Origin of the sequence: Lentibacillus sp. (assembly GCF_035301925.1) — a bacterium.
Classification (GTDB): Bacteria; Bacillota; Bacilli; order Bacillales; family Amphibacillaceae; genus Lentibacillus.
Genome location: NZ_DATGTI010000084.1, coordinates 28,416 through 50,192, shown reverse-complemented (window position 1 = coordinate 50,192; position 21,777 = coordinate 28,416). Strand labels below are relative to the sequence as shown.

At 44.6% G+C, this 21,777-nt stretch carries 19 protein-coding genes and 2 other annotated features; all 19 genes read left to right on the top strand.

Going from position 1 to position 21,777, the window contains the following annotated elements; translation table 11 throughout:
* Positions 1–126: 126 nt before the first annotated feature.
* Positions 127–1,500: a DNA repair protein RadA gene (gene radA, locus VK080_RS07385; RefSeq protein WP_324224127.1), complete on the top strand. Its 1,374-nt coding sequence runs from the start codon at positions 127–129 to the stop codon at positions 1,498–1,500.
* Between the two features lie 198 nt (positions 1,501–1,698).
* Complete coding sequence (locus tag VK080_RS07380; protein ID WP_324224134.1) at positions 1,699–2,796, top strand: PIN/TRAM domain-containing protein; 1,098 nt, start codon at positions 1,699–1,701, stop codon at positions 2,794–2,796.
* 113 nt (positions 2,797–2,909) lie between these two features.
* The gene (gene gltX, locus VK080_RS07375) at positions 2,910–4,379 is read left to right on the top strand and encodes a glutamate--tRNA ligase (protein WP_324224126.1); all 1,470 of its coding nucleotides are present in this window, start codon (positions 2,910–2,912) and stop codon (positions 4,377–4,379) included.
* Positions 4,380–4,436: 57 nt separating this feature from the next.
* Positions 4,437–4,657 (top strand) — a binding site (T-box leader).
* Between the two features lie 120 nt (positions 4,658–4,777).
* Entirely contained in the window at positions 4,778–5,446 is a 669-nt protein-coding gene (gene cysE / locus VK080_RS07370; protein ID WP_324224125.1) for a serine O-acetyltransferase, read from the top strand.
* Entirely contained in the window at positions 5,427–6,839 is a 1,413-nt protein-coding gene (gene cysS, locus VK080_RS07365) for a cysteine--tRNA ligase (protein WP_324224124.1), read from the top strand. The genes cysE and cysS overlap by 20 nt, the downstream gene beginning before the upstream one ends.
* Entirely contained in the window at positions 6,829–7,227 is a 399-nt protein-coding gene (locus VK080_RS07360; protein WP_324224123.1) for a Mini-ribonuclease 3, read from the top strand. The genes cysS and VK080_RS07360 overlap by 11 nt, the downstream gene beginning before the upstream one ends.
* A gap of 2 nt (positions 7,228–7,229) precedes the next feature.
* Complete coding sequence (gene rlmB, locus VK080_RS07355; protein ID WP_324224122.1) at positions 7,230–7,979, top strand: 23S rRNA (guanosine(2251)-2'-O)-methyltransferase RlmB; 750 nt, start codon at positions 7,230–7,232, stop codon at positions 7,977–7,979.
* Positions 7,976–8,485, top strand: coding sequence for an NYN domain-containing protein (locus tag VK080_RS07350; RefSeq protein WP_324224121.1), 510 nt, complete (start codon positions 7,976–7,978; stop codon positions 8,483–8,485). Before rlmB ends, VK080_RS07350 begins: the two co-directional genes overlap by 4 nt.
* A 215-nt stretch (positions 8,486–8,700) precedes the next feature.
* Positions 8,701–9,354 (top strand): RNA polymerase sporulation sigma factor SigH, encoded by a 654-nt coding sequence (sigH, locus tag VK080_RS07345; RefSeq protein ID WP_324224120.1) that lies wholly within the window; start codon positions 8,701–8,703, stop codon positions 9,352–9,354.
* A gap of 67 nt (positions 9,355–9,421) precedes the next feature.
* Positions 9,422–9,571, top strand: coding sequence for a 50S ribosomal protein L33 (gene rpmG, locus VK080_RS07340; protein ID WP_324224119.1), 150 nt, complete (start codon positions 9,422–9,424; stop codon positions 9,569–9,571).
* A gap of 36 nt (positions 9,572–9,607) precedes the next feature.
* Positions 9,608–9,784, top strand: coding sequence for a preprotein translocase subunit SecE (gene secE / locus VK080_RS07335; protein ID WP_324224118.1), 177 nt, complete (start codon positions 9,608–9,610; stop codon positions 9,782–9,784).
* Between the two features lie 196 nt (positions 9,785–9,980).
* On the top strand, positions 9,981–10,514 hold the full coding sequence (gene nusG, locus VK080_RS07330; RefSeq protein ID WP_324224117.1) for a transcription termination/antitermination protein NusG: 534 nt from the start codon (positions 9,981–9,983) through the stop codon (positions 10,512–10,514).
* 270 nt (positions 10,515–10,784) lie between these two features.
* Entirely contained in the window at positions 10,785–11,210 is a 426-nt protein-coding gene (gene rplK / locus VK080_RS07325) for a 50S ribosomal protein L11 (RefSeq protein ID WP_324224116.1), read from the top strand.
* 161 nt (positions 11,211–11,371) lie between these two features.
* Entirely contained in the window at positions 11,372–12,067 is a 696-nt protein-coding gene (rplA, locus tag VK080_RS07320; protein WP_324224115.1) for a 50S ribosomal protein L1, read from the top strand.
* 91 nt (positions 12,068–12,158) lie between these two features.
* Positions 12,159–12,307: a sequence feature (ribosomal protein L10 leader region), on the top strand.
* Positions 12,308–12,338: 31 nt separating this feature from the next.
* Positions 12,339–12,845: a 50S ribosomal protein L10 gene (rplJ, locus tag VK080_RS07315; RefSeq protein WP_324224114.1), complete on the top strand. Its 507-nt coding sequence runs from the start codon at positions 12,339–12,341 to the stop codon at positions 12,843–12,845.
* 50 nt (positions 12,846–12,895) lie between these two features.
* Positions 12,896–13,261, top strand: coding sequence for a 50S ribosomal protein L7/L12 (gene rplL / locus VK080_RS07310; RefSeq protein ID WP_324224113.1), 366 nt, complete (start codon positions 12,896–12,898; stop codon positions 13,259–13,261).
* 229 nt (positions 13,262–13,490) lie between these two features.
* Positions 13,491–14,090, top strand: coding sequence for a class I SAM-dependent methyltransferase (locus VK080_RS07305; RefSeq protein ID WP_324224112.1), 600 nt, complete (start codon positions 13,491–13,493; stop codon positions 14,088–14,090).
* A gap of 403 nt (positions 14,091–14,493) precedes the next feature.
* Entirely contained in the window at positions 14,494–18,030 is a 3,537-nt protein-coding gene (rpoB, locus tag VK080_RS07300) for a DNA-directed RNA polymerase subunit beta (RefSeq protein ID WP_324224111.1), read from the top strand.
* A gap of 111 nt (positions 18,031–18,141) precedes the next feature.
* Positions 18,142–21,765 (top strand): DNA-directed RNA polymerase subunit beta', encoded by a 3,624-nt coding sequence (rpoC, locus tag VK080_RS07295; protein ID WP_324224110.1) that lies wholly within the window; start codon positions 18,142–18,144, stop codon positions 21,763–21,765.
* Positions 21,766–21,777: the final 12 nt, after the last annotated feature.

Here is a 21,777-nt window from a genome sequence, read left to right as displayed (position 1 = left end):
AAAGAAGTGTTATAATGGTTTTGTGGAATAAATATGGAACGATTTTTATGGAAATGATAGAAAGCTGTAACTTTCATGTGATGTCAGTCGTATATAATAGAGATATAGCGAAGGGGAAGGTTAGTAGTGGCTAAACGGAAAACGAAGTATGTTTGTCAGGAATGTGGCTATGAATCTGCTAAATGGATGGGAAAATGTCCGGGCTGTCATAATTGGAATACACTGGTTGAGGAAATTGAGGCATCATCTATGGGCAGCAGGCATACAATGGGCAGGGATACGAAATCAGTCGGCCAGCCGGAAAGCATTACATCGATTGAAATGCAAAAGGAACCCCGTATCACAACCGCGATGAAGGAATTTAATCGGGTGCTTGGCGGGGGCATTGTCCCTGGATCACTTGCACTGATTGGCGGTGATCCCGGCATCGGGAAGTCAACATTGCTCTTGCAAATATCCTCGCAGCTGGCAGAAAAACAGCTGCCTGTTCTTTATATATCCGGCGAGGAATCAACCCGGCAGACAAAGCTGAGAGCGGACCGTCTCGGTGTCAATTCAGATTTATTGTATGTGTTGTCAGAGACAAACCTGTTGGATATCATCAATCAGATTGAACAAATAAAACCAGCGTTTGTTGTGATCGATTCGATCCAGACGGTTTACCGTGAAGAAGTGACGAGTGCCCCTGGCAGTGTTTCCCAGGTACGGGAAAGCACCGGTGAATTGATGCGTGTTGCCAAATCGTATGGCATCCCAATCTTTATTATCGGACACGTGACCAAAGAAGGTGCAATCGCCGGGCCGCGAATGCTGGAGCACATGGTGGATGCTGTCCTTTATTTTGAAGGAGAACGTCATCATACATACCGTATCGTGCGCAGTGTGAAAAATCGTTTCGGCAGTACGCATGAGATGGGTATTTTTGAGATGAAAGAAGAAGGCTTGATAGAAGTTATGAACCCTTCTGAAATCTTTTTGGAAGAGCGCTCACAGGGGGCAGCAGGTTCTACTGTTGTTGCTTCAATGGAAGGAACACGTCCGGTTCTGGTGGAAATACAGGCTCTTATTTCACCGACGAGTTTCGGTAATCCGAGACGCATGGCGACCGGGATTGATGCCAATCGTGTACCGCTTTTGATGGCGGTGCTGGAAAAACGCGTCGGGCTCATGCTTCAAAATCAGGACGCCTACATTAAAGTAGCCGGCGGGGTGAAGCTTGATGAGCCGGCAATTGACTTGGCTGTAGCCGTCAGTATTGCATCCAGTTTCCGGAATCAGCCGACAAGGCCGGAAGATATTGTGATTGGCGAAGTTGGTCTGACAGGTGAAATAAGAAGGGTATCCCGAATCGAACAGCGTGTGCAGGAAGCGGCAAAGCTTGGCTTTAAACGGGTCATCTGTCCAAAGCGAAATCTGGAAGGCTGGTCCGCCCCTAAGTCGATTCAAGTGGTGGGTGTCAATACCGTACAGGAGGCGCTGGATGAAGGCCTGACACGTTAGTGTGATAGTTTTTCCATGATTCGGTTCCGTTAAAATATATTGACACTTCATATTAAATGTGATAGAATATATTCTTTTACAAATTGACTCATGTTTATAGTTATGGTAGAATTTAGGTGATACTATATATCAAAATCCGTTTAATGACGGTTATTATATAAAAAATGGGTAATAATAAACGATAGGAGGTGAACAGTGGTGCTAAAAAAAATTGTCCATTTATTTTTTATCATTAGTGGAGGTACCATTGGATTTTTATACATCCCGGAAATTGTCAGGCTGCTGGACGTTACGAACGCGGCATGGGCTGCATCCCCTTATTTAGGCATGGCCTTAGGTGCAATTATATTATTTGTTTTTTCTTATTTTGTTGCGGGGTATATCGTCAATTTCTTAAGGTGGATTGAAGAAGCACTGATCAAAATTCCGGTAAGTGATTTGCTTTTTGGAAGTTTTGGCTTGGTTGGCGGTTTGGTGATTGCCTATTTGGTGAATATCCCGCTGACAGATATCAATATTTACCTAGTCTCGCAGGTTCTGCCGCTTTTCATCACCATTTTACTTGGTTATTTCGGTTTTCAGGTAGGTTTCAGACGGCGGGATGAATTAATGAATCTGCTTAATTTTAACCGTAAAGAAAAGGAGAAGAAACGTACTCCCGATAATGAAGCCCTTCAGGAAAAGTGGCCGAAATCCAAAATTTTGGATACCAGTGTCATCATTGATGGCCGTATCGCTGATATTTGCCAGACAAATTTCTTGGAAGGGACGATCGTCATTCCCCAATTTGTCCTTGGGGAGCTGCAGCATATAGCGGATTCGTCCGATGTGCTGAAACGTAACCGCGGGCGCCGTGGGCTTGATGTCCTTAACCGTATCCAAAAGGAATTGCCGGTGAATGTTGAAATTTACGAAGGCGATTTTGAAGATATTTCTGAAGTTGACAGCAAACTGATTAAATTGGCAAAAGTGATTGACGGGATTGTTGTAACGAATGATTTCAACTTGAATAAAGTATGCGACTTGCAGGGTGTCTCCGTCCTGAATATCAATGACCTGGCAAATGCCGTTAAACCGGTCGTCCTGCCGGGCGAAGAATTAATGGTGCATGTCATTAAAGACGGCAAGGAACATAATCAGGGCATTGCCTATTTGGATGATGGCACGATGATTGTGGTGGAAGAAGGTCACGATTACATCGGCAAGAAGATAGAGGTCTTGATTACAAGTGTCCTGCAGACATCGGCAGGCAGAATGATTTTTGCAAAACCAAAATTACTTGAAAAAGCATTGTAAAAACGGTATAACTTAGGAAGGAAACAAAAAGTGATAACGTCAAATGTTATCACTTTTTATACGTATGATATATTTGTCACTATTCTTAGCATATAAAAGAAAGGAGCACCACCATGACAAATCAGGTCCGTGTACGTTATGCGCCGAGTCCGACCGGTCATTTGCATATTGGGAATGCACGTACAGCCTTATTCAATTATTTATATGCGAAACATTTTGACGGACAATTTATTATCCGGATTGAAGATACCGATGCCAAGCGAAATGTCGCTGGCGGGGAAGAGAGTCAGATGAAGTATTTGAAATGGCTCGGCATTGAGTGGGATGAAGGTGCTGATATCGGTGGTGATTATGGTCCGTACCGTCAGATGGAGCGGCTCGATATCTACCAGAAATATGTTGATGATCTGCTGGAAAGAGGATTGGCCTACAAATGCTATATGACCGAAGAAGAATTGGAGCAAGAGCGTGAAGAACAGCGTGCCAAAGGACAAGTTCCAAAGTATTCCGGAGCCCATCGGAATCTGACAAAGGAACAAATTGAGCAATTTGAACAGGAGGGACGCACGCCAAGTATCCGGATGCGTGTTCCTGACAACAAGTCGTATACATTTCACGATATTGTACGGGGGAATATTACGTTTGAATCCAGTGATTTTGGCGATTGGGTGATTGTTAAGAAAAATGGTGCACCAACATATAACTTCGCTGTTGCGATTGATGATCATCTGATGGAAATTACGGATGTTTTGCGTGGTGAGGAACACATTTCAAACACTCCAAAGCAAATGATGGTCTATGAAGCATTTGGCTGGGAGCCGCCTAAATTCGGGCACATGACCTTGATTCTGAACGAAGAGCGTAAAAAGTTAAGCAAACGGGACGAACATATTGTGCAATTCATTGAGCAATACCGTGATCTGGGTTATTTGCCTGAAGCATTATTTAATTTTATTACATTGCTCGGCTGGTCACCGGTCGGAGAAGAAGAGATTTTCACGAAGGATGAACTGATTGAAATGTTTGATCCTGAACGTCTGTCAACTTCGGCTGCTATTTTTGATCAACCTAAACTGAAGTGGATGAATAATGAGTACATTAAAGCTGCTGATACTGAAAGAATAATTGAGCTGGCGATGCCGTATCTGATTGAGGCAGGGAAATTGCCGGAAAATATGGATGCAGCAACAAAGGAATGGGCCGAGAAAATCATTGCGCTGTATCAGGAACAACTCCGGTATGGGTCTGAGATTGTTGAGTTGACAGAGCTGTTTTTCAATGATGCCATCAGTTATGATGAAAAGGCCATGGATGTGCTGCAGCAGGAACAGGTCCCTGAAGTTTTACAGGTCTTGACGGATAAATTGATTCACTTGGATGACTTTGAGAAAGACAACATCAAACAGCAAATAAAAGCCACCCAAAAAGAAACAGGCCACCGCGGTAAAAAACTGTTCATGCCAATCCGCGTTGCGACGACCGGGCAGACACATGGACCGGAGCTGCCAATGGCCATCGAGCTATTAGGCAGGAATACCGTCCTGAGCCGTCTCGATAAATTGTTGAAACAGCTTGGAGCTTAATTGATTCACATTTGCGGATCATTGTAATATAGTAATAACACAGTCAAACAACCTTTATAAAGAGCGTTGACAAGGAAAAGTAAAAAACGCACCTGCTTATCCAGAGAGAATCATCATCGGCTGTAAGTGATTCTAAGCACCGTTTTTGAAATGCACCTTGGAGCCCGTTATGGAAAGTCAGTATATAACGGCGGTTCTCTACCGTTAACAGAGCATAAAGCTGGGAGGAAGCCGATCTTCTCCAAACAGAGTGGGACCGCGTGACAAGCGCCTCTGTGTAATGATTACACAGTGGCGCTTTTTCTTGTCAGACATAAATTCACTTCGGCACACCTTGAAAGACAGGTAAATGCTGGTTTTCCAAAAAAATTCAGAACAAGGGAGGGGGAGTCAAAACAATGGGTATTTTTAAGCGGATGAAAGAAGACATGGATGTCGTGTTTGACCAGGATCCGGCAGCGCGTTCGTATATCGAAGTGTTTCTGACGTACTCCGGGCTGCATGCGATTTGGGCGCATCGGATTGCTCACTTTTTCTTTAAACGCCGCTTGTTTTTTATAGCACGTGCGATTTCGCAAATCAGTCGTTTCTTTACAGGCATTGAAATTCATCCCGGTGCAAAAATCGGCCGAAAGTTTTTTATAGACCACGGTATGGGGGTTGTCATTGGCGAGACATGTGAAATCGGTGATAACGTTACCCTTTTCCAGGGTGTGACCCTTGGGGGAACCGGTAAAGAAAAAGGGAAACGACACCCTACCATCAAAGATAATGCCATGATCACAACCGGTGCGAGAGTTCTCGGCAACATCACCATTGGCAACAGTTCAAAAGTAGGTGCCGGATCGATTGTTTTAAAAGATGTACCTGACTATTCGACTGTCGTCGGCGTGCCTGGGCGTGTGGTCGTCCAGAACGGAAAAAAAGTGAAGAAGAATCTGGATCATCAAAAACTACCTGATCCTGTTGCAGACCGCTGTGAACAGCTGCAGGAGGAAATTGACGCCTTAAAAGCGGAGATAGCACAGTTAAAGGAAGTGAAGCAGAATGGCAATCACGATCTATAATACATTGACACAGGAGAAAGAACCTTTTAAACCACTTGAGAATGGGAAAGTGCGCATGTATGTCTGCGGACCGACCGTCTATAACTACATTCATATCGGCAATGCCCGGCCTGCCATTGTGTTTGATACAGTCAGACGCTACCTTGAATACAAAGGGTATGACGTGGATTATGTATTGAATTTTACTGATGTGGACGACAAGATTATCAATGCAGCCAATGAACTGGGTGAGGCAGTACCGGATGTTGCCAATCGGTTTATCGATGCGTATTTGGCTGATGTGGAAGCACTTGGGGTCAAAAAGGCAACCTATAACCCGCGTGTAACGGAAACGATGGAAGACATTATACATTTTATCTCAAAGCTGATTGATAAAGGCCATGCCTATGAAGTTGATGGGGATGTTTATTTCAAGCCCCGTTCGTTTGACGGCTATGGGAAGTTATCACATCAGTCCATCGATGAACTACGTGCCGGTGCCCGTATTCAAGTTGGCGAGAAAAAAGAAGATCCACTCGATTTTGCTTTGTGGAAAAAAGCCAAAGATGGCGAAATTGCGTGGGAATCGCCGTGGGGCCAGGGACGTCCGGGCTGGCATATCGAATGCTCTGCAATGGCCAGGAAGTATCTCGGGGAGACAATTGACATTCATGCAGGCGGACAGGATCTGACATTTCCGCATCATGAGAATGAAATTGCGCAATCGGAAACGATGAATGAAAAACCATTTGCTAATTACTGGATGCATAATGGGTATATTAATATTGATAATGAGAAAATGTCCAAATCACTTGGAAACTTTGTGCTGACAAAAGATATTATTGCTAGTCACAATCCGCAAGTCATCCGCTTTTTCATGCTGAGTGTTCATTACCGGAATCCGATTAATTTCTCGGAAGAACTGCTCCAGGGAGCGAAAAACAGTCTTGACCGGGTTAAAAATGCTTACACAAATCTGGAACATCGAAGCCAAACAAGTATGGACCTTGCTGATGAGTCTGATGAGTGGCTGGAAATTATCAACCGGCTTAACCATGCGTTTGAAGCGGCGATGGATGATGACTTTAATACGGCAAATGCCATTTCGGTTTTATTCGAACTGACAAAAGAAGCGAATCGGTACCTCGAAAAAAAACAAACAGCCACAGATGTCATCAAGGCATTTCAGGAAAGCATGGAATCGGTGCTTGACGTATTAGGTGTCCGAATCGGAACAGAGGAAGACCTACTGGATGAAGAAATTGAAGCATTGCTGAAAGAGCGGACTGAAGCCAGGAAGAAGCGTGATTTCAGCCGGGCAGATGAAATTCGTGATAGCCTAAAAGCGAAAAACATTATTTTGGAAGACACCCCTCAAGGCACCCGGTGGAAAAGAGCAAGCCATGAGTCTTGATGTCAGGCAGATGAAAAGTCTTGCACTCGCCTATATGGGGGATGCCGTTTATGAAGTCCATGTTCGGGAGCACCTATTAAAAACCGGTCGGGTAAAACCGAACCGTCTGCATAAAGAAGCTGTCACATTCGTTTCCGCCAAGACACAAGCAGCGATTATTCTGCATTGGCTGAAGACTGGTTATCTTTCAAGTGAAGAACAAGGCGTCGTAACACGGGGCAGGAATGCAAAATCTGGAACTGTCCCCAAAAACACAAGTGTACAAACGTACCGTTATAGTACAGCGTATGAGGCGCTGATCGGTTATCATCATTTGCTGGAGAATACGGAGCGTTTAACCGAACTGCTGAATGCTGCTGTGGCGTTCGTCGAAGGAAGGAAGGACTGATAATGGACCAGGAAGTCATCATGGGCAAGAACCCTGTTATAGAGGCGTTAAAATCCGGGCGGCCGGTTAATAAAGTGCTGGTCTCAGAACATTTAAACAAAACTGTATTCGGCAAACTGCAGCACTTGAGCAAAAACGCCGGAACGATTCTGCAAAAAGTGCCTAAACATAAACTCGAACAAATCGCTTCCGGGAATCATCAGGGTGTTGTTGCATATGTTGCCTCTTACGGCTATGCATCGCTGGATGATTTGTTTGCTAAAGCAGAAAACCGGAATGAAGCACCTTTTTTCATCATTTTGGATCAGCTGGAGGATCCTCATAACTTGGGGTCCATTCTAAGAAGTGCAGATGCAACAGGTGCTCATGGGGTGATCATCCCAAAACGGCGTTCGGTCGGGTTGACGGGGACGGTTTCCAAAACGGCTGCAGGCGCGTTGGAACACGTCCCGGTCGCCCGGGTCACCAATATTGCCAATACGATAGATGAGCTGAAAAGCCGTCACGTATGGGTTGTCGGTACCGAAGCAGATGGTGACGAGGATTACCGATCATTGGACGGCCAATTGTCAATTGCACTTGTGATCGGCAATGAAGGCAAGGGTATGAGCCGACTTGTAAGAGACAAATGTGATTGGACAGTCAGTCTGCCGATGATAGGACATGTTTCTTCCCTTAATGCGTCTGTTGCTTGCGGTTTGTTATTGTACGAGGTGTTCCGCAAACGATATCCAGCTGGTGAAGCGTTATGAATGTATTGGTGGTTGATGGCTATAATATCATCGGTGCCTGGGATGAATTACAACGGTTGAAACGGACGAGTATTGGACAAGCACGTGACCGACTGATTGAGATGCTTGCTGAATATCAGGCATATTCGGGTATGCGGGTTATAGTGGTATTTGATGCCTACTATGTAAAAGGGATTGAAACCAAGCTAAAGGAATATCAAGTTGAAATCATTTATACAAAGGAAAGCGAAACTGCAGATGAATGTATTGAACGAATTGTTAAAGGATTAAAAAACGTGATTAACCAGGTTTATGTGGCAACATCTGATTATGCTGAGCAGCGGACAATCTTTGGCCGGGGTGCTTTAAGAAAATCAGCCCGGGAACTTTATATCGAATTGACGGACATCGGTAGAGAAATAGAAGCGCAAATAGAGAAACATCAAAAAGTTCAGCCCCAGATTAAAATCCCTTTGAAACAGGAGGTCCTGGAGAAATTTGAAAAGTGGCGGCGGGGTGATAAGTAAGCCCTTGTAAGGCATTCAATTTGCAACCGATGTGGATGTAAAAAGCTTTTACAGGGGCACATTGAACGATATAAGTGCCCTCCATTTTTCGGGGGACACGTTGTGTTTAACGTTCTTTACTGGTACGCTACTTCTGTTTCTATGTTGACTATTAGGAAACGCTTACTGTATAATACTTTTAAATTGACTGCAGTGCAGCCGGGGGGTCTTTTTTGGTGAGTGTCAAGCTGGCAGAGAGAGAGAATCGGGTTCTGGAGTCACTTCATGATGATGAGATTATTCGCTTGATTCATCAGGGGGATAGCAACGCACTGGACTTTCTGATACATAAATATATTAATTATGTGCGGGCAAAAGCGCGTACATACTTTATCATCGGTGCAGATAAAGAGGATATCATTCAAGAGGGCATGATCGGTCTTTATAAGGCGATTCGTGATTATGATGGGGACAAGCTCTCATCATTTAAAGCATTTGCCGAACTCTGTGTAACGAGGCAAATCATTACCGCCATCAAAACAGCCACAAGGCAGAAACATACGCCTCTCAATTCGTATGTATCGCTGGATAAACCAATTTATGATGAAGAATCCGACCGCACTTTACTGGATGTCATTGCCGGTTCAAAAACGTTTGATCCACAGGAATTGCTGGAAAACAGGGAAAAGTTTTTTGATTTGGAAGAAAAATTATCAGAATTATTAAGCGAGTTGGAAAAAGAGGTTTTGCGTTTATATATGGACGGCTGCACCTATCAGGAAATTTCTATTAAATTAAAGCGGCATGTTAAATCAATCGATAATGCACTGCAGCGTATCAAACGGAAAATGGAGCTGCTCATGGAAACGAACGAAGCCGGAACGCGATAGGTCGTTGACACATTATGGCAACCATGCTACATTTATATGAGTGCAAACCCTTTGATGGGGTGGTAAAGTGACGAAAAACGTGATACTGGCTTGTACTGTGTGTGCAAGCAGAAATTATACAACGCGCAAAAATGCATCCAAACAGCCTGAACGACTGGAAATGCACAAATACTGCAAAACATGCGGTAAACATACCTTGCATCGCGAGACAAAATAAGGGCATGCTTCAGGCAAAGTCTGGAGGGGACAAGCTGTGAAAATCATTAAATTTTTCAAGAATGTTTCAAGAGAGATGAAAAAGGTCAGCTGGCCTAAAGGCCGTGAACTGACAAGCTATACCATAACAGTATTAACGACAGTAACATTTGTAGCTGTGTTTTTTGCAATTATTGATCTTGGTATTTCACAAATTTTAAATTTATTTTTTTGACCACATATCTTGAATAACAAGCCTGCATTTATGCTATAATGGAATATAATACGATTTCGATTAAAAAACCCGGGAGGTATCGGGTTTTTTAATATGCCCGATTTTCAGAGACGTATAAAGCCTGAAAGTACGTGTTTAAAAAACTTCTAAAACAGTCAATAAGGGAGGGAAGGGCAAGGCAATTTGTCCTGTTTACATGGAAAAAAACTGGTACGCTATCCATACTTATTCCGGCTATGAAAATAAGGTGAAAACAAATCTTGAAAAACGTGTGGATTCAATGGGTATGGAGGATAAAATCTTTCGTGTGCTTGTTCCGGAAGATGAAGAAACGGAAATTAAAAATGGCAAGAAAAAAGTGGTCAAAAAGAAATTTTTCCCTGGTTACGTTCTGGCTGAAATGATTATGACGGATGATTCCTGGTATGTAGTGCGCAATACGCCCGGTGTCACCGGTTTTGTCGGATCGAGCGGCCATGGGACAAAACCGACGCCGTTATTGCCTGATGAAATAGATGCCGTACTGAAACGGATGGGTGTAAGCGATCCTGTCACACAAGTTGACTTTGAATTGAAAGAAAATGTCCGGGTTACAGATGGACCATTCAGTGAATTCACAGGTACGATTGAGCAAATCGACCCCGATCAGCAGAAAGTGAAAGTCCATGTCAACATGTTCGGCCGCGAAACGCCTGTCGAACTCGAATTTTCACAGATTGAAAAATTATAGTAGAAACGCAGGCCAAGCGGGTATATGTTTCCAGTGAAAGTTTGTCACCGTTTGTTGTTCTATCGGCAAACACATTATTTGTATGTTTTCGCTGCGGTTTTCATATAAAGCGTCTTTCTATAAAAATCGCAGTCAATACCTTGCATAATTTTATGATACATGCTAAAATTTTTGTGTTATTTGCGTCCCCTGAATAGATGGGGGATTGCAAAGCTGAGTGGGAGGGGAATACCCTATTACCACATCACGGACGTTAAGGAGGTGTGTCTCGTGGCTAATAAAGTGATTAAAGTTGTTAAATTGCAGATTGAAGCCGGCAAAGCAAACCCTGCACCGCCAGTAGGTCCGGCATTGGGTCAGGCCGGTGTGAATATCATGGGATTCTGTAAGGAATTTAACGCACGTACACAGGATCAGGCTGGTATGATAATCCCTGTTGAGATTACTGTTTTTGAAGATCGTTCATTTACATTTATTACGAAAACACCGCCTGCCGCTGTGTTATTGAAAAAAGCAGCCGGAATTGATACGGCATCAGGCGAACCAAACCGTAGTAAAGTTGCTTCGATCAAACGTGATCAAGTTCAGGAAATTGCGGAAACAAAAATGCCTGATTTGAACGCGGCTGATTTAGATGCTGCCGTACGCATGGTTGAAGGAACTGCACGCAGTATGGGTATTTCGATTGAAGACTAATGCTCATTGAACATGAATAGATACAGGTTGCGTTAAATGGCTTGCCATACGTGCGCAACTTTTTTCATGAAAAATGCATTGATGCTGGTACCGCCAGATCGATGACATTTTTCAGGTGGGAGGTCTTACCGCTAAAAACCACAACCTGAGGAGGAAGTAAAATGGCAAAAAGAAGCAAAAGATATCAGGAAGCTTCGAAGCTTGTTGACCGTTCAAAAGCGTACGAAGCTGAAGAGGCCGTTGCTTTGTTGAAGGAAACGGCCAAAGCAAATTTTGACGAAACGGTTGAAGCTGCATTCCGTCTGGGCGTTGACCCGAAAAAAGCTGACCAGCAGATCCGCGGCGCAATGGTACTGCCACACGGAACTGGTAAAACACAGCGCGTCCTTGTGTTTGCTAAAGGTGACAAGGCAACCGAGGCGGAAAATGCTGGTGCAGATTATGTCGGAGAGCAGGATCTAATTAGCAAAATCAATCAAGGCTGGTTTGATTTTGATGTTGTTGTAGCAACACCTGATATGATGGCCGAAGTCGGTAAACTTGGCCGGGTATTGGGACCAAAAGGACTCATGCCAAACCCGAAAACCGGTACTGTAACATTTGAAATTGAAAAAGCTGTTAATGAAATCAAAGCCGGTAAAGTGGAATATCGGGTTGACAAATCTGCGAACATCCATGTTCCACTTGGGAAAATCTCATTTGATAATGAAAAATTGGTTGAAAACTTTGAGGCGATTGCCGATACACTTGTGAAAGCCAAGCCACAGGCATCAAAAGGTGTTTATATGCGCAACGCATCAATTACGTCCACGATGGGACCTGGAATAAGAGTGGATGTGTCAGGTTACCGTGATTAGAGTCGGATGGATGCCGTCACATAACCTGTAAATCTTAATCAGATTTTCCGGTTGACTTTTTGTGACTGATCACGTACAATGAATGTCGTTATAAGTTGAATACGTTATACCGTAGACAGCAGGTGCGAGACATCGCTTAATTTCCTGCCGAGGTGTTTGGTTGCAAATGGAATATCCTGCGCGGTCCACCATTTGTCATACAAGCCTCCATGTCTCTATGGAGGCTTTCTTAATAGATACGGTATGATGGCAACAAACAGGAGGTGGAATGATGTCCAATAGCAATATTATCGAGCAAAAAAAGCAGCTTGTACAGGAAATCGCTGATAAATTCCGCGATAGCCAGTCAACAGTGCTGGTGGATTACCGTGGACTTGATGTTGCAGAAGCTAATGAACTGCGTAAACAGCTGCGCGAGGCAAACGTTGAGTTTAAAGTTTACAAAAATACGATGACTCGCCGGGCTGTGGAAGCTGTTGATTTGAGTGAACTGTCTGATACGCTTGTCGGCCCGACTGCTGTAGCGTTCAGCAAGGATGACGTTGTAGCCCCGGCTAAAATCTTGAATAACTTTGCCAAAGAACACGAGGCATTGGAAATTAAAGGCGGCGTTATTGAAGGTGAGATAGCAACGCTTGAACAAATTAAAGAACTTGCCGATTTGCCAAATTACGACGGCATGGTTTCGATGCTGCTTAGCGTACTGCAAGCACCTGTACGTAACTTTGCATATGCGGCAAAAGCTATTGCAGATCAAAAAGAAGAACAGGGCGCATAAATCGGGAATGGCAGTTTAAATAATTAATTGATAAAAATGGAGGTATCATAATGGACAATCAACAAATTATTGATGCAATTAAAGAAATGTCTGTTTTGGAATTAAATGATTTAGTTAAAGCAATTGAAGAAGAATTTGGCGTAACCGCTGCAGCGCCAGTTGCTGTTGCAGGTGGAGGCGGCGGTGAAGAAGCTGCTGAGGAGCAAACAGAATTTGATGTCGAACTTCAGGATGCTGGTGATTCTAAGATCAAAGTCGTTAAAGCAGTTCGTGAAATCACTGGTCTTGGTCTTAAAGATGCAAAAGACCTGGTAGACAACGCTCCTAAAGCTGTTAAAGAAGGTGCGACAAAAGAAGAAGCTGAAGAAATTAAAGGTCAGCTTGAAGAAGCAGGCGCAACTGTAGAACTTAAATAATTGGATTTTAACGCGAAACTTCATTCAGCGGGGTTTCTCCCAGTTGTTTGTTAGTTGAGCCGAATCGGACATTTACTGGCAGTTGCCCCACACAATTCTTACCAGAATCACTTGCTGGATTGAAGTGAGGGGCTTACTGCCAGTTAGATGCGGGATAATGAGCTCGTCGGGATTACGACGGGCTCTCTCTATATCTTTACTTCACATTACACACGAAGCGGGTGTCCAAATGTCTGAGCATTACTTTTCACAAAACCCTCAATCCAAAAGTTCACCTAAGAAATGGCATTACCAGCTGAGAGGCAAAGAATTCACCTTCGAAAGTGATCATGGCGTATTCTCAAAACATGAAGTGGATTACGGATCACGATTGCTGATTGAACGTTTTGAAGAGCCCCCCACTGCGGGCGGCCTCCTCGACCTGGGCTGTGGTTATGGCCCGATAGGAATTGCAGTTGCAGATCGTTATAAGAATCGCAATGTTATGCTGACAGACATTAATGAACGGGCAATCGCACTGGCGAAAAGAAATGCGCATCACAACGATGTCACGAATGTTGAATTTGCATTAAGTGACCGTTTTAACCAGCTCCAAGGCAGGCATTTCGCGGCCATTTTAACTAACCCCCCAATCAGGGCAGGCAAACGGATAGTCCATCAGATGTTTACAGAAAGCAAAAATGCCTTGCTGGAGGATGGTCACCTGTGGGTGGTCATTCAGAAGAAACAGGGTGCGCCATCGGCAATGGAAAAATTGAATGATTTATTTGGAAATGTTAAAGTAATTGACCGTAGTAAAGGGTATTATATATTGAGGGCAACTAAATGATTGACCTTACTAACCAATTATGATAGTATAATTAAATGCTAACATGGCACTTCTTTTGTCAAGAGAAGATTTCATTAAATATGGAACGTATAAATCACTGGTAAACGGGGACAATGATAGAATCGGCAAAATAAATGGCGGTATTATTGTGTTTTTGTCGTTTGTCCCCTTCTTAACGTTACCGGCTTTAAAATATGTTTCTGCAGTTTCCGGGCTGTGGTATTCGTTAAACGATTTTAGACAGTAGTACTTGTGCTATTGTTATTTTGTATCTTTTCCGTGGATTTAAAACAACTGGTATCATGAACATTATATCAGTTTGTTTTTCTAAATATATGAGTCATTTTTCACAGCAGCAATATGGGTCACATTTTGAAAAATGCTTGTTTAAGGGGTGAAGCAGTTGACAGGTCAACTAGTTCAGTACGGACGGCACCGCCAACGCAGGAGCTATGCACGTATCAGTGAAGTGTTGGAACTGCCAAATCTAATCGAAATTCAAACCGCTTCCTATGATTGGTTTTTAAAGGAAGGCTTAAGGGAGATGTTTCAGGATATCTCCCCGATTGAAGATTTCGCGGGTAACCTATCACTGGAGTTCATTGATTATAGTCTCGGTGAACCCAAATATCCTGTAGATGAATCAAAAGATCGGGATGTCACCTATAATGCTCCGCTTCGTGTAAAGGTCCGCTTGATCAATAATGAGACAGGTGAAGTGAAAGAACAGGAAGTGTTTATGGGTGACTTTCCACTGATGACAGACACAGGCACATTTATCATTAATGGTGCCGAACGTGTCATTGTCTCCCAGCTTGTACGCTCACCAAGTGTTTATTACAGTGAAAAATTTGATAAGAATGGCAAGCGTGGTGTCACGGCAACCGTTATTCCAAACCGCGGTGCATGGCTGGAGTTTGAAACGGATGCCAAAGATGTTGCATATGTAAGAATCGACCGTACACGTAAATTACCTGTTACGGTGCTTTTACGTGCGCTTGGATTTGGCACAGATCAAGAAATCATTGACCTCCTTGGGGACAATGAATACCTGAAAAATACACTTGAAAAAGATAATACTGAAACAACTGAAAAAGCACTGCTGGAAATCTATGAGCGCCTGCGTCCAGGTGAACCGCCAACGGTTGAAAATGCCAGAAGCTTACTGGTGTCACGTTTCTTTGATCCTAAAAGATATGACCTGGCACGTGTTGGCCGGTATAAAATGAATAAAAAATTAAACATTAAAAACCGTCTGTTCAACCAGGTTTTGGCAGAACCGATTGTCGACCCCGAAACCGGAGAAGTTCTGGCACAAAAAGGCGATCGGTTAGAACGGAAACTGCTGAATAAGATTATACCTTATCTGGAAAACCAGGAGAATATGCTTGGTGAAAAACAGGTTGAACCAAACGAAGGGGTACTGGATGAAGCTATCCGTCTGCAATCCGTGAAAATCATCGATCCGACAGATCCTGATGGCGAACGTGAACTTGAAGTTATCGGGAATGCGCATGTTGATCGAAATGTTAAGCATATTACCCCTGCAGACATTCTATCAGCTATCAGTTATTTCTTTAATTTACTGCATCATGTCGGAGGGACTGATGATATTGACCATCTGGGCAACCGGCGTCTGCGTTCTGTCGGTGAATTGCTGCAAAATCAATTCCGGATTGGTTTGTCCCGCATGGAACGCGTGGTGCGTGAACGGATGTCAATTCAGGATACATCAAGTATTACACCACAGCAGCTGATTAATATTCGTCCTGTTATTGCGTCAATTAAGGAATTTTTCGGAAGCTCACAGTTATCACAGTTTATGGATCAGACGAATCCATTAGGGGAATTGACCCATAAACGCCGCCTTTCTGCGCTTGGACCGGGAGGCCTGACACGTGAACGTGCCGGCTTTGAAGTTCGTGACGTCCACTACTCACACTATGGCCGTATGTGTCCAATTGAAACGCCAGAGGGACCAAATATCGGCTTAATTAACTCATTGTCCAGTTATGCGAAGGTCAATGAATTCGGGTTTATCGAAACGCCATATCGCCGTGTCGATCCGGAGACCGGCAAGGTAACAACAGAAACAGATTATCTGACAGCTGATGAAGAAGATAACTTTATTGTCGCACAGGCAAACGCCCGCTTAAATGAGGATAGTACATTTGCAGATGAAGAAGTCATTGCACGTTTCCGTGGTGATAACACGGTTGTGCCACGTGAAAAAATTGACTACATGGACGTGTCGCCAAAACAGGTTGTTTCGGCTGCAACAGCATGTATTCCGTTTCTGGAAAACGACGACTCCAACCGTGCGCTGATGGGTGCGAACATGCAGCGTCAGGCGGTACCATTGATGGAACCTGAAGCGCCAATTGTCGGAACGGGAATGGAGTATGTTTCCGGCAGGGATTCGGGTGCTGCCATCATTTGCCGCAATGATGGTGTCGTTGAGCATGTTGAAGCTAAAGAAATACGCATCCGCCGTATTTCCGAAGTGGATGGCAAGGAAGTAAAAGGTGACCTGGATGTTTATCGCCTGCAGAAATATATCCGTTCAAACCAGGGAACGTGTTATAATCAACGTCCGATTGTAAGCAAGGGCGATCGTGTAAACAAAGGCGAAATTCTGGCTGATGGTCCATCGATGGAAGATGGTGAATTGGCTTTGGGCCGTAATGCACTCGTTGGATTTATGACCTGGGAAGGTTATAACTACGAGGACGCTGTCATTATGAGTGAACGTCTCGTCAAAGATGATGTCTATACGTCCATTCACATTGAGGAATATGAATCAGAAGCCCGTGATACGAAGCTCGGACCAGAAGAAATTACACGGGATATTCCGAACGTCGGTGAAGACGCGCTGAAAAATCTGAATGAAAACGGCATTATCCGCATTGGTGCTGAAGTTTCCGACGGTGATATCCTGGTTGGCAAGGTGACACCTAAAGGGGTAACTGAATTATCGGCTGAAGAACGGCTGCTTCATGCCATTTTTGGTGAAAAGGCACGGGAAGTTCGGGATACGTCATTGAAAGTGCCGCACGGAGCCGGCGGTATTGTGCTGGAAGTTAAGATATTCAATCGGGAAGACGGCGATGAATTGCCGCCAGGTGTGAATAAGCTTGTACGTGTTTACATCGTTCAGAAACGGAAGATATCAGAAGGGGATAAAATGGCGGGAAGACACGGTAACAAAGGTGTCATTTCCAAGATTTTGCCTGAAGAGGATATGCCGTTCCTGCCTGATGGCACACCGCTTGATATGATGCTTAACCCATTGGGTGTACCGTCGCGTATGAATATCGGACAGGTGTTTGAACTGCATTTGGGCATGGCAGCAAGGCAGCTCGGAATGCATGTGGCTACACCGGTATTTGATGGTGCAACGGAAGAAGATGTATGGGAGACACTGGAAGAAGCAGGCATGCCGCGGGATGCCAAATCGGTTCTTTATGATGGCCGGACAGGTGAACCATTTGACAGCCGTGTTTCGGTCGGCGTCATGTATATGATCAAACTGGCACACATGGTTGATGATAAGCTGCACGCCCGTTCAACCGGACCATATTCACTCGTGACGCAGCAACCATTGGGCGGTAAAGCACAATTTGGCGGTCAGCGTTTTGGTGAGATGGAAGTCTGGGCACTTGAAGCATATGGTGCTGCCTATACACTTCAGGAAATCCTGACTGTAAAATCGGATGATGTCGTAGGCCGTGTGAAAGCTTATGAATCAATCGTAAAAGGTGATAGTGTCACAGAGCCTGGAGTACCAGAGTCGTTCAAAGTACTCATTAAGGAACTTCAGAGTCTTGGAATGGACGTCAAAATGCTTTCCAGCGACGAGTCGGAAATCGAAATGCGCGAACTGGAGGAAGAAGATACACAGGCAGCAAGCAAATTAAACCTGGAAGCTGAAGAAAGTTAATAGATTGCGCTTTGCATTGGCTGGTGATGACGATCGGATCAAGTGTAACGTCTCAGCAGAGCCGTTCCTTGATCCGATAAAAAATCGGACACAAAAAAGGGAGGTAGACCCTTGCTGGATGTAAATAATTTTGAGTATATGAAAATCGGATTAGCTTCATCAGAAAAAATTCGCTCATGGTCTCACGGTGAGGTCAAAAAGCCTGAGACAATCAACTACCGCACACTAAAGCCGGAAAAGGACGGCCTTTTCTGTGAACGTATTTTCGGGCCGACAAAGGACTGGGAATGTCATTGCGGCAAATACAAGCGGGTACGCTATAAAGGAGTCGTTTGTGACCGGTGTGGCGTGGAGGTTACAAAAGCAAAAGTCCGTCGCGAACGCATGGGCCACATTGAATTGGCTGCTCCTGTATCACATATTTGGTATTTTAAAGGGATTCCAAGCCGCATGGGCCTCGTATTGGATATGTCACCCCGTGCTTTGGAAGAAGTCATTTACTTTGCTGCATACATTGTTACGGAAACCGGTGATACACCGCTGGAAAAGAAACAGCTTCTTTCTGAAAAAGAATATCGTGCCTACTATGAGAAATATGGCAACAACTTCAAAGCTCAAATGGGTGCTGAGGCAATCCGTAAGCTTCTAAAGGATATTGATCTTGAAAAAGAAGTTGAGACTCTGAAAGAAGAATTGAAAACAGCACATGGCCAACGCCGGACACGTGCGATCAAGCGTTTGGAAGTACTGGAGTCATTCCGTCATTCCGGTAATGATACATCCTGGATGGTTCTTGATGTCCTCCCTGTGATTCCGCCGGAAATTCGTCCGATGGTACAGCTTGATGGCGGACGGTTCGCAACATCCGACCTGAACGATTTGTATCGCCGTGTCATCAATCGGAACAACCGCCTGAAGCGCCTGCTCGATCTTGGGGCACCAAGCATCATCGTTCAAAATGAAAAGCGTATGCTCCAGGAATCAGTTGATGCGTTGATCGATAATGGCCGCCGCGGCCGTCCTGTTACAGGTCCCGGAAATCGACCATTAAAATCCTTGTCACATATGCTGAAAGGGAAACAAGGTCGTTTCCGTCAAAACCTGCTTGGTAAACGTGTCGATTACTCCGGACGTTCTGTCATCGTCGTTGGTCCGAACTTGAAAATGTACCAATGCGGGCTGCCAAAAGAAATGGCACTGGAATTATTTAAACCGTTTATTATGAAAGAGCTTGTTGAAAAGGGATTTGCCCATAATATCAAATCGGCCAAACGTAAAATTGAACGTGTTCATCCGGAAGTATGGGATGTATTGGAAGATGTGATTAAAGAACACCCAGTTCTTTTAAACCGTGCACCAACACTGCACCGTCTGGGTATTCAGGCATTTGAGCCCGTATTGGTGGAAGGCCGTGCGATCCGCCTGCACCCGCTGGTCTGTACTGCCTATAACGCCGACTTTGATGGTGACCAAATGGCTGTACACGTGCCACTATCAGCTGAAGCGCAAGCCGAAGCACGTATTCTGATGCTTGCTGCCCAGAACATCCTTAATCCTAAAGATGGCAAGCCGGTTGTCACACCATCACAGGATATGGTTTTAGGCAACTATTATCTGACGCTTGAGCGTGAAGGTGCCATTGGTGAGGGAAGCCGGTTCAAAGATACGGATGAAGCGCTCCTTGCCTATCAGAATGGTTACGTTCATCTGCACTCGAGAATCGCTGTCAAGGCATCGAGTCTGAATAAGAAATCCTTTACGGCAGAGCAGCAGGATCAAATGCTTCTGACAACAATCGGTAAACTGATTTTCAACGAGATTTTACCGGATTCGTTCCCATACATTAATGAACCGACAAAATATAATCTGGAAATTGAGACACCGGCAAAATATTTTGTTGAACAAGGAACAAATATCGTCGAGGAAATTAAAAAGCGCGATACGATTCCGCCTTTCAAAAAAGGGATACTGGGCGATATCATTGCTGAAGTGTTCAAACGATTCAAGATAACCGAGACATCAAAAATGCTTGACCGCATGAAAGACCTTGGGTTCAGCTACTCAACTAAAGCAGGCATGACGGTTGGTGTTTCTGATATTGTAGTCCTAAAAGAAAAAGAAGAAATTCTTGAAGAAGCTCAAAATCAAGTCGATAAAGTGCTGAAACAGTTCAGGCGCGGCTTGATTACAGACGAAGAGCGGTATGATCGGGTCATTGCCATATGGTCACAAGCCAAGGACGATATTCAGGATCGCCTGATGGAATCACTGGATAAGCGGAACCCAATCTTCATGATGAGTGATTCCGGTGCCCGGGGTAATGCTTCCAACTTCACACAGCTTGCCGGGATGCGCGGCTTGATGGCCAACCCTGCCGGCGAGATTATGGAGCTGCCGATCAAGTCCAGCTTCCGTGAAGGCCTGACAGTGCTGGAATACTTTATTTCAACGCACGGTGCTCGTAAAGGTCTTGCTGACACAGCACTGAAGACAGCCGACTCAGGCTATCTGACCCGCCGTCTTGTGGATGTCGCCCAGGATGTGATTATCCGTGAAGATGACTGTGGCACTGACCGTGGCTTGACGGTGTCAGCATTGAAAGATGATAACGAAATCATCGAGCCGTTGCTTGACCGCTTAATCGGACGTACGGCATTTGAAAATGTGCGTCATCCTGAGACTGGCGAGGTCATTGCAGAGAAAAACGCAGTGATGTCGGAAGATCAGGCAAAACAAATCGTTGAAGCTGGAATTGAAGAGGTCATTATCCGCTCTGCGTTTACATGTAACACGAAACATGGTGTCTGTAAGAAATGCTATGGCCGCAACCTGGCAACTGGTGACGAGGTTGAAGTTGGTGAAGCAGTCGGTATCATCGCAGCACAATCCATTGGTGAGCCTGGTACACAGCTGACAATGCGTACCTTCCACACAGGCGGTGTTGCAGGTGATGACATCACACAAGGTTTGCCGCGTATTCAAGAGCTGTTTGAAGCGCGAAATCCAAAAGGTCAGGCAGTGATCACTGAAATTTACGGCACTGTTCGGGAAATCAAAGAAGTGAAAGATAAACAGGAGATTATCATTCAAGGTGATGTCGAAGAGCGCACATACCCTGTCCCTTACAATGCTCGCATGAGGGTATCTGAAGGCGATGAAGTCATTGCCGGGCAGGCCCTTACGGAAGGTTCTGTTGATCCGAAAGAACTTCTCCGCGTGCAAGGTATTGATGGGGTACAGCAATACCTTCTGCGTGAGGTGCAGAAAGTATACCGGATGCAAGGTGTTGAGATTGGAGACAAACACGTTGAAGTGATGGTCCGGCAGATGATGCGCAAAATTCGTGTTGTTGAGTCTGGGGATACGGATGAACTGCCAGGGTCATTACTGGAAATCCACCAGTTCCGGGATGCAAATCAGCGCGTTCTGCTGGAAGGCAAACAGCCGGCGATCGGTGAGCCTGTATTGCTTGGCATCACAAAAGCATCACTGGAAACTGATTCATTCTTATCTGCTGCGTCCTTCCAGGAGACAACACGTGTATTGACCGATGCCGCTATTAAAGGTAAACGTGATGAACTGCTGGGACTTAAGGAAAATGTCATTATCGGTAAACTGGTTCCTGCCGGTACTGGAATACAGCGTTATCGAAAGCTTGAAACCGCATTGGATGAACCTGAAGAAAGTTCAGTGGAATCGGACGGAACAGAACCGGTACAAAATATACTTTCGTAGGTAAGTCATTAA

Excerpts from the sequence above, each read along its gene's own strand:
- rplJ (WP_324224114.1), top strand. The coding sequence starts at position 12,339 with ATGTCCAATAGCAATATTATCGAGCAAAAAAAGCAGCTTGTACAGGAA.
- VK080_RS07305 (WP_324224112.1), top strand. The coding sequence starts at position 13,491 with ATGTCTGAGCATTACTTTTCACAAAACCCTCAATCCAAAAGTTCACCT.
- nusG (WP_324224117.1), top strand. The coding sequence starts at position 9,981 with ATGGAAAAAAACTGGTACGCTATCCATACTTATTCCGGCTATGAAAAT.
- gltX (WP_324224126.1), top strand. The coding sequence starts at position 2,910 with ATGACAAATCAGGTCCGTGTACGTTATGCGCCGAGTCCGACCGGTCAT.
- rlmB (WP_324224122.1), top strand. The coding sequence starts at position 7,230 with ATGGACCAGGAAGTCATCATGGGCAAGAACCCTGTTATAGAGGCGTTA.
- rplA (WP_324224115.1), top strand. The coding sequence starts at position 11,372 with ATGGCAAAAAGAAGCAAAAGATATCAGGAAGCTTCGAAGCTTGTTGAC.
- VK080_RS07350 (WP_324224121.1), top strand. The coding sequence starts at position 7,976 with ATGAATGTATTGGTGGTTGATGGCTATAATATCATCGGTGCCTGGGAT.
- rplL (WP_324224113.1), top strand. The coding sequence starts at position 12,896 with ATGGACAATCAACAAATTATTGATGCAATTAAAGAAATGTCTGTTTTG.
- VK080_RS07360 (WP_324224123.1), top strand. The coding sequence starts at position 6,829 with ATGAGTCTTGATGTCAGGCAGATGAAAAGTCTTGCACTCGCCTATATG.
- cysE (WP_324224125.1), top strand. The coding sequence starts at position 4,778 with ATGGGTATTTTTAAGCGGATGAAAGAAGACATGGATGTCGTGTTTGAC.
- cysS (WP_324224124.1), top strand. The coding sequence starts at position 5,427 with ATGGCAATCACGATCTATAATACATTGACACAGGAGAAAGAACCTTTT.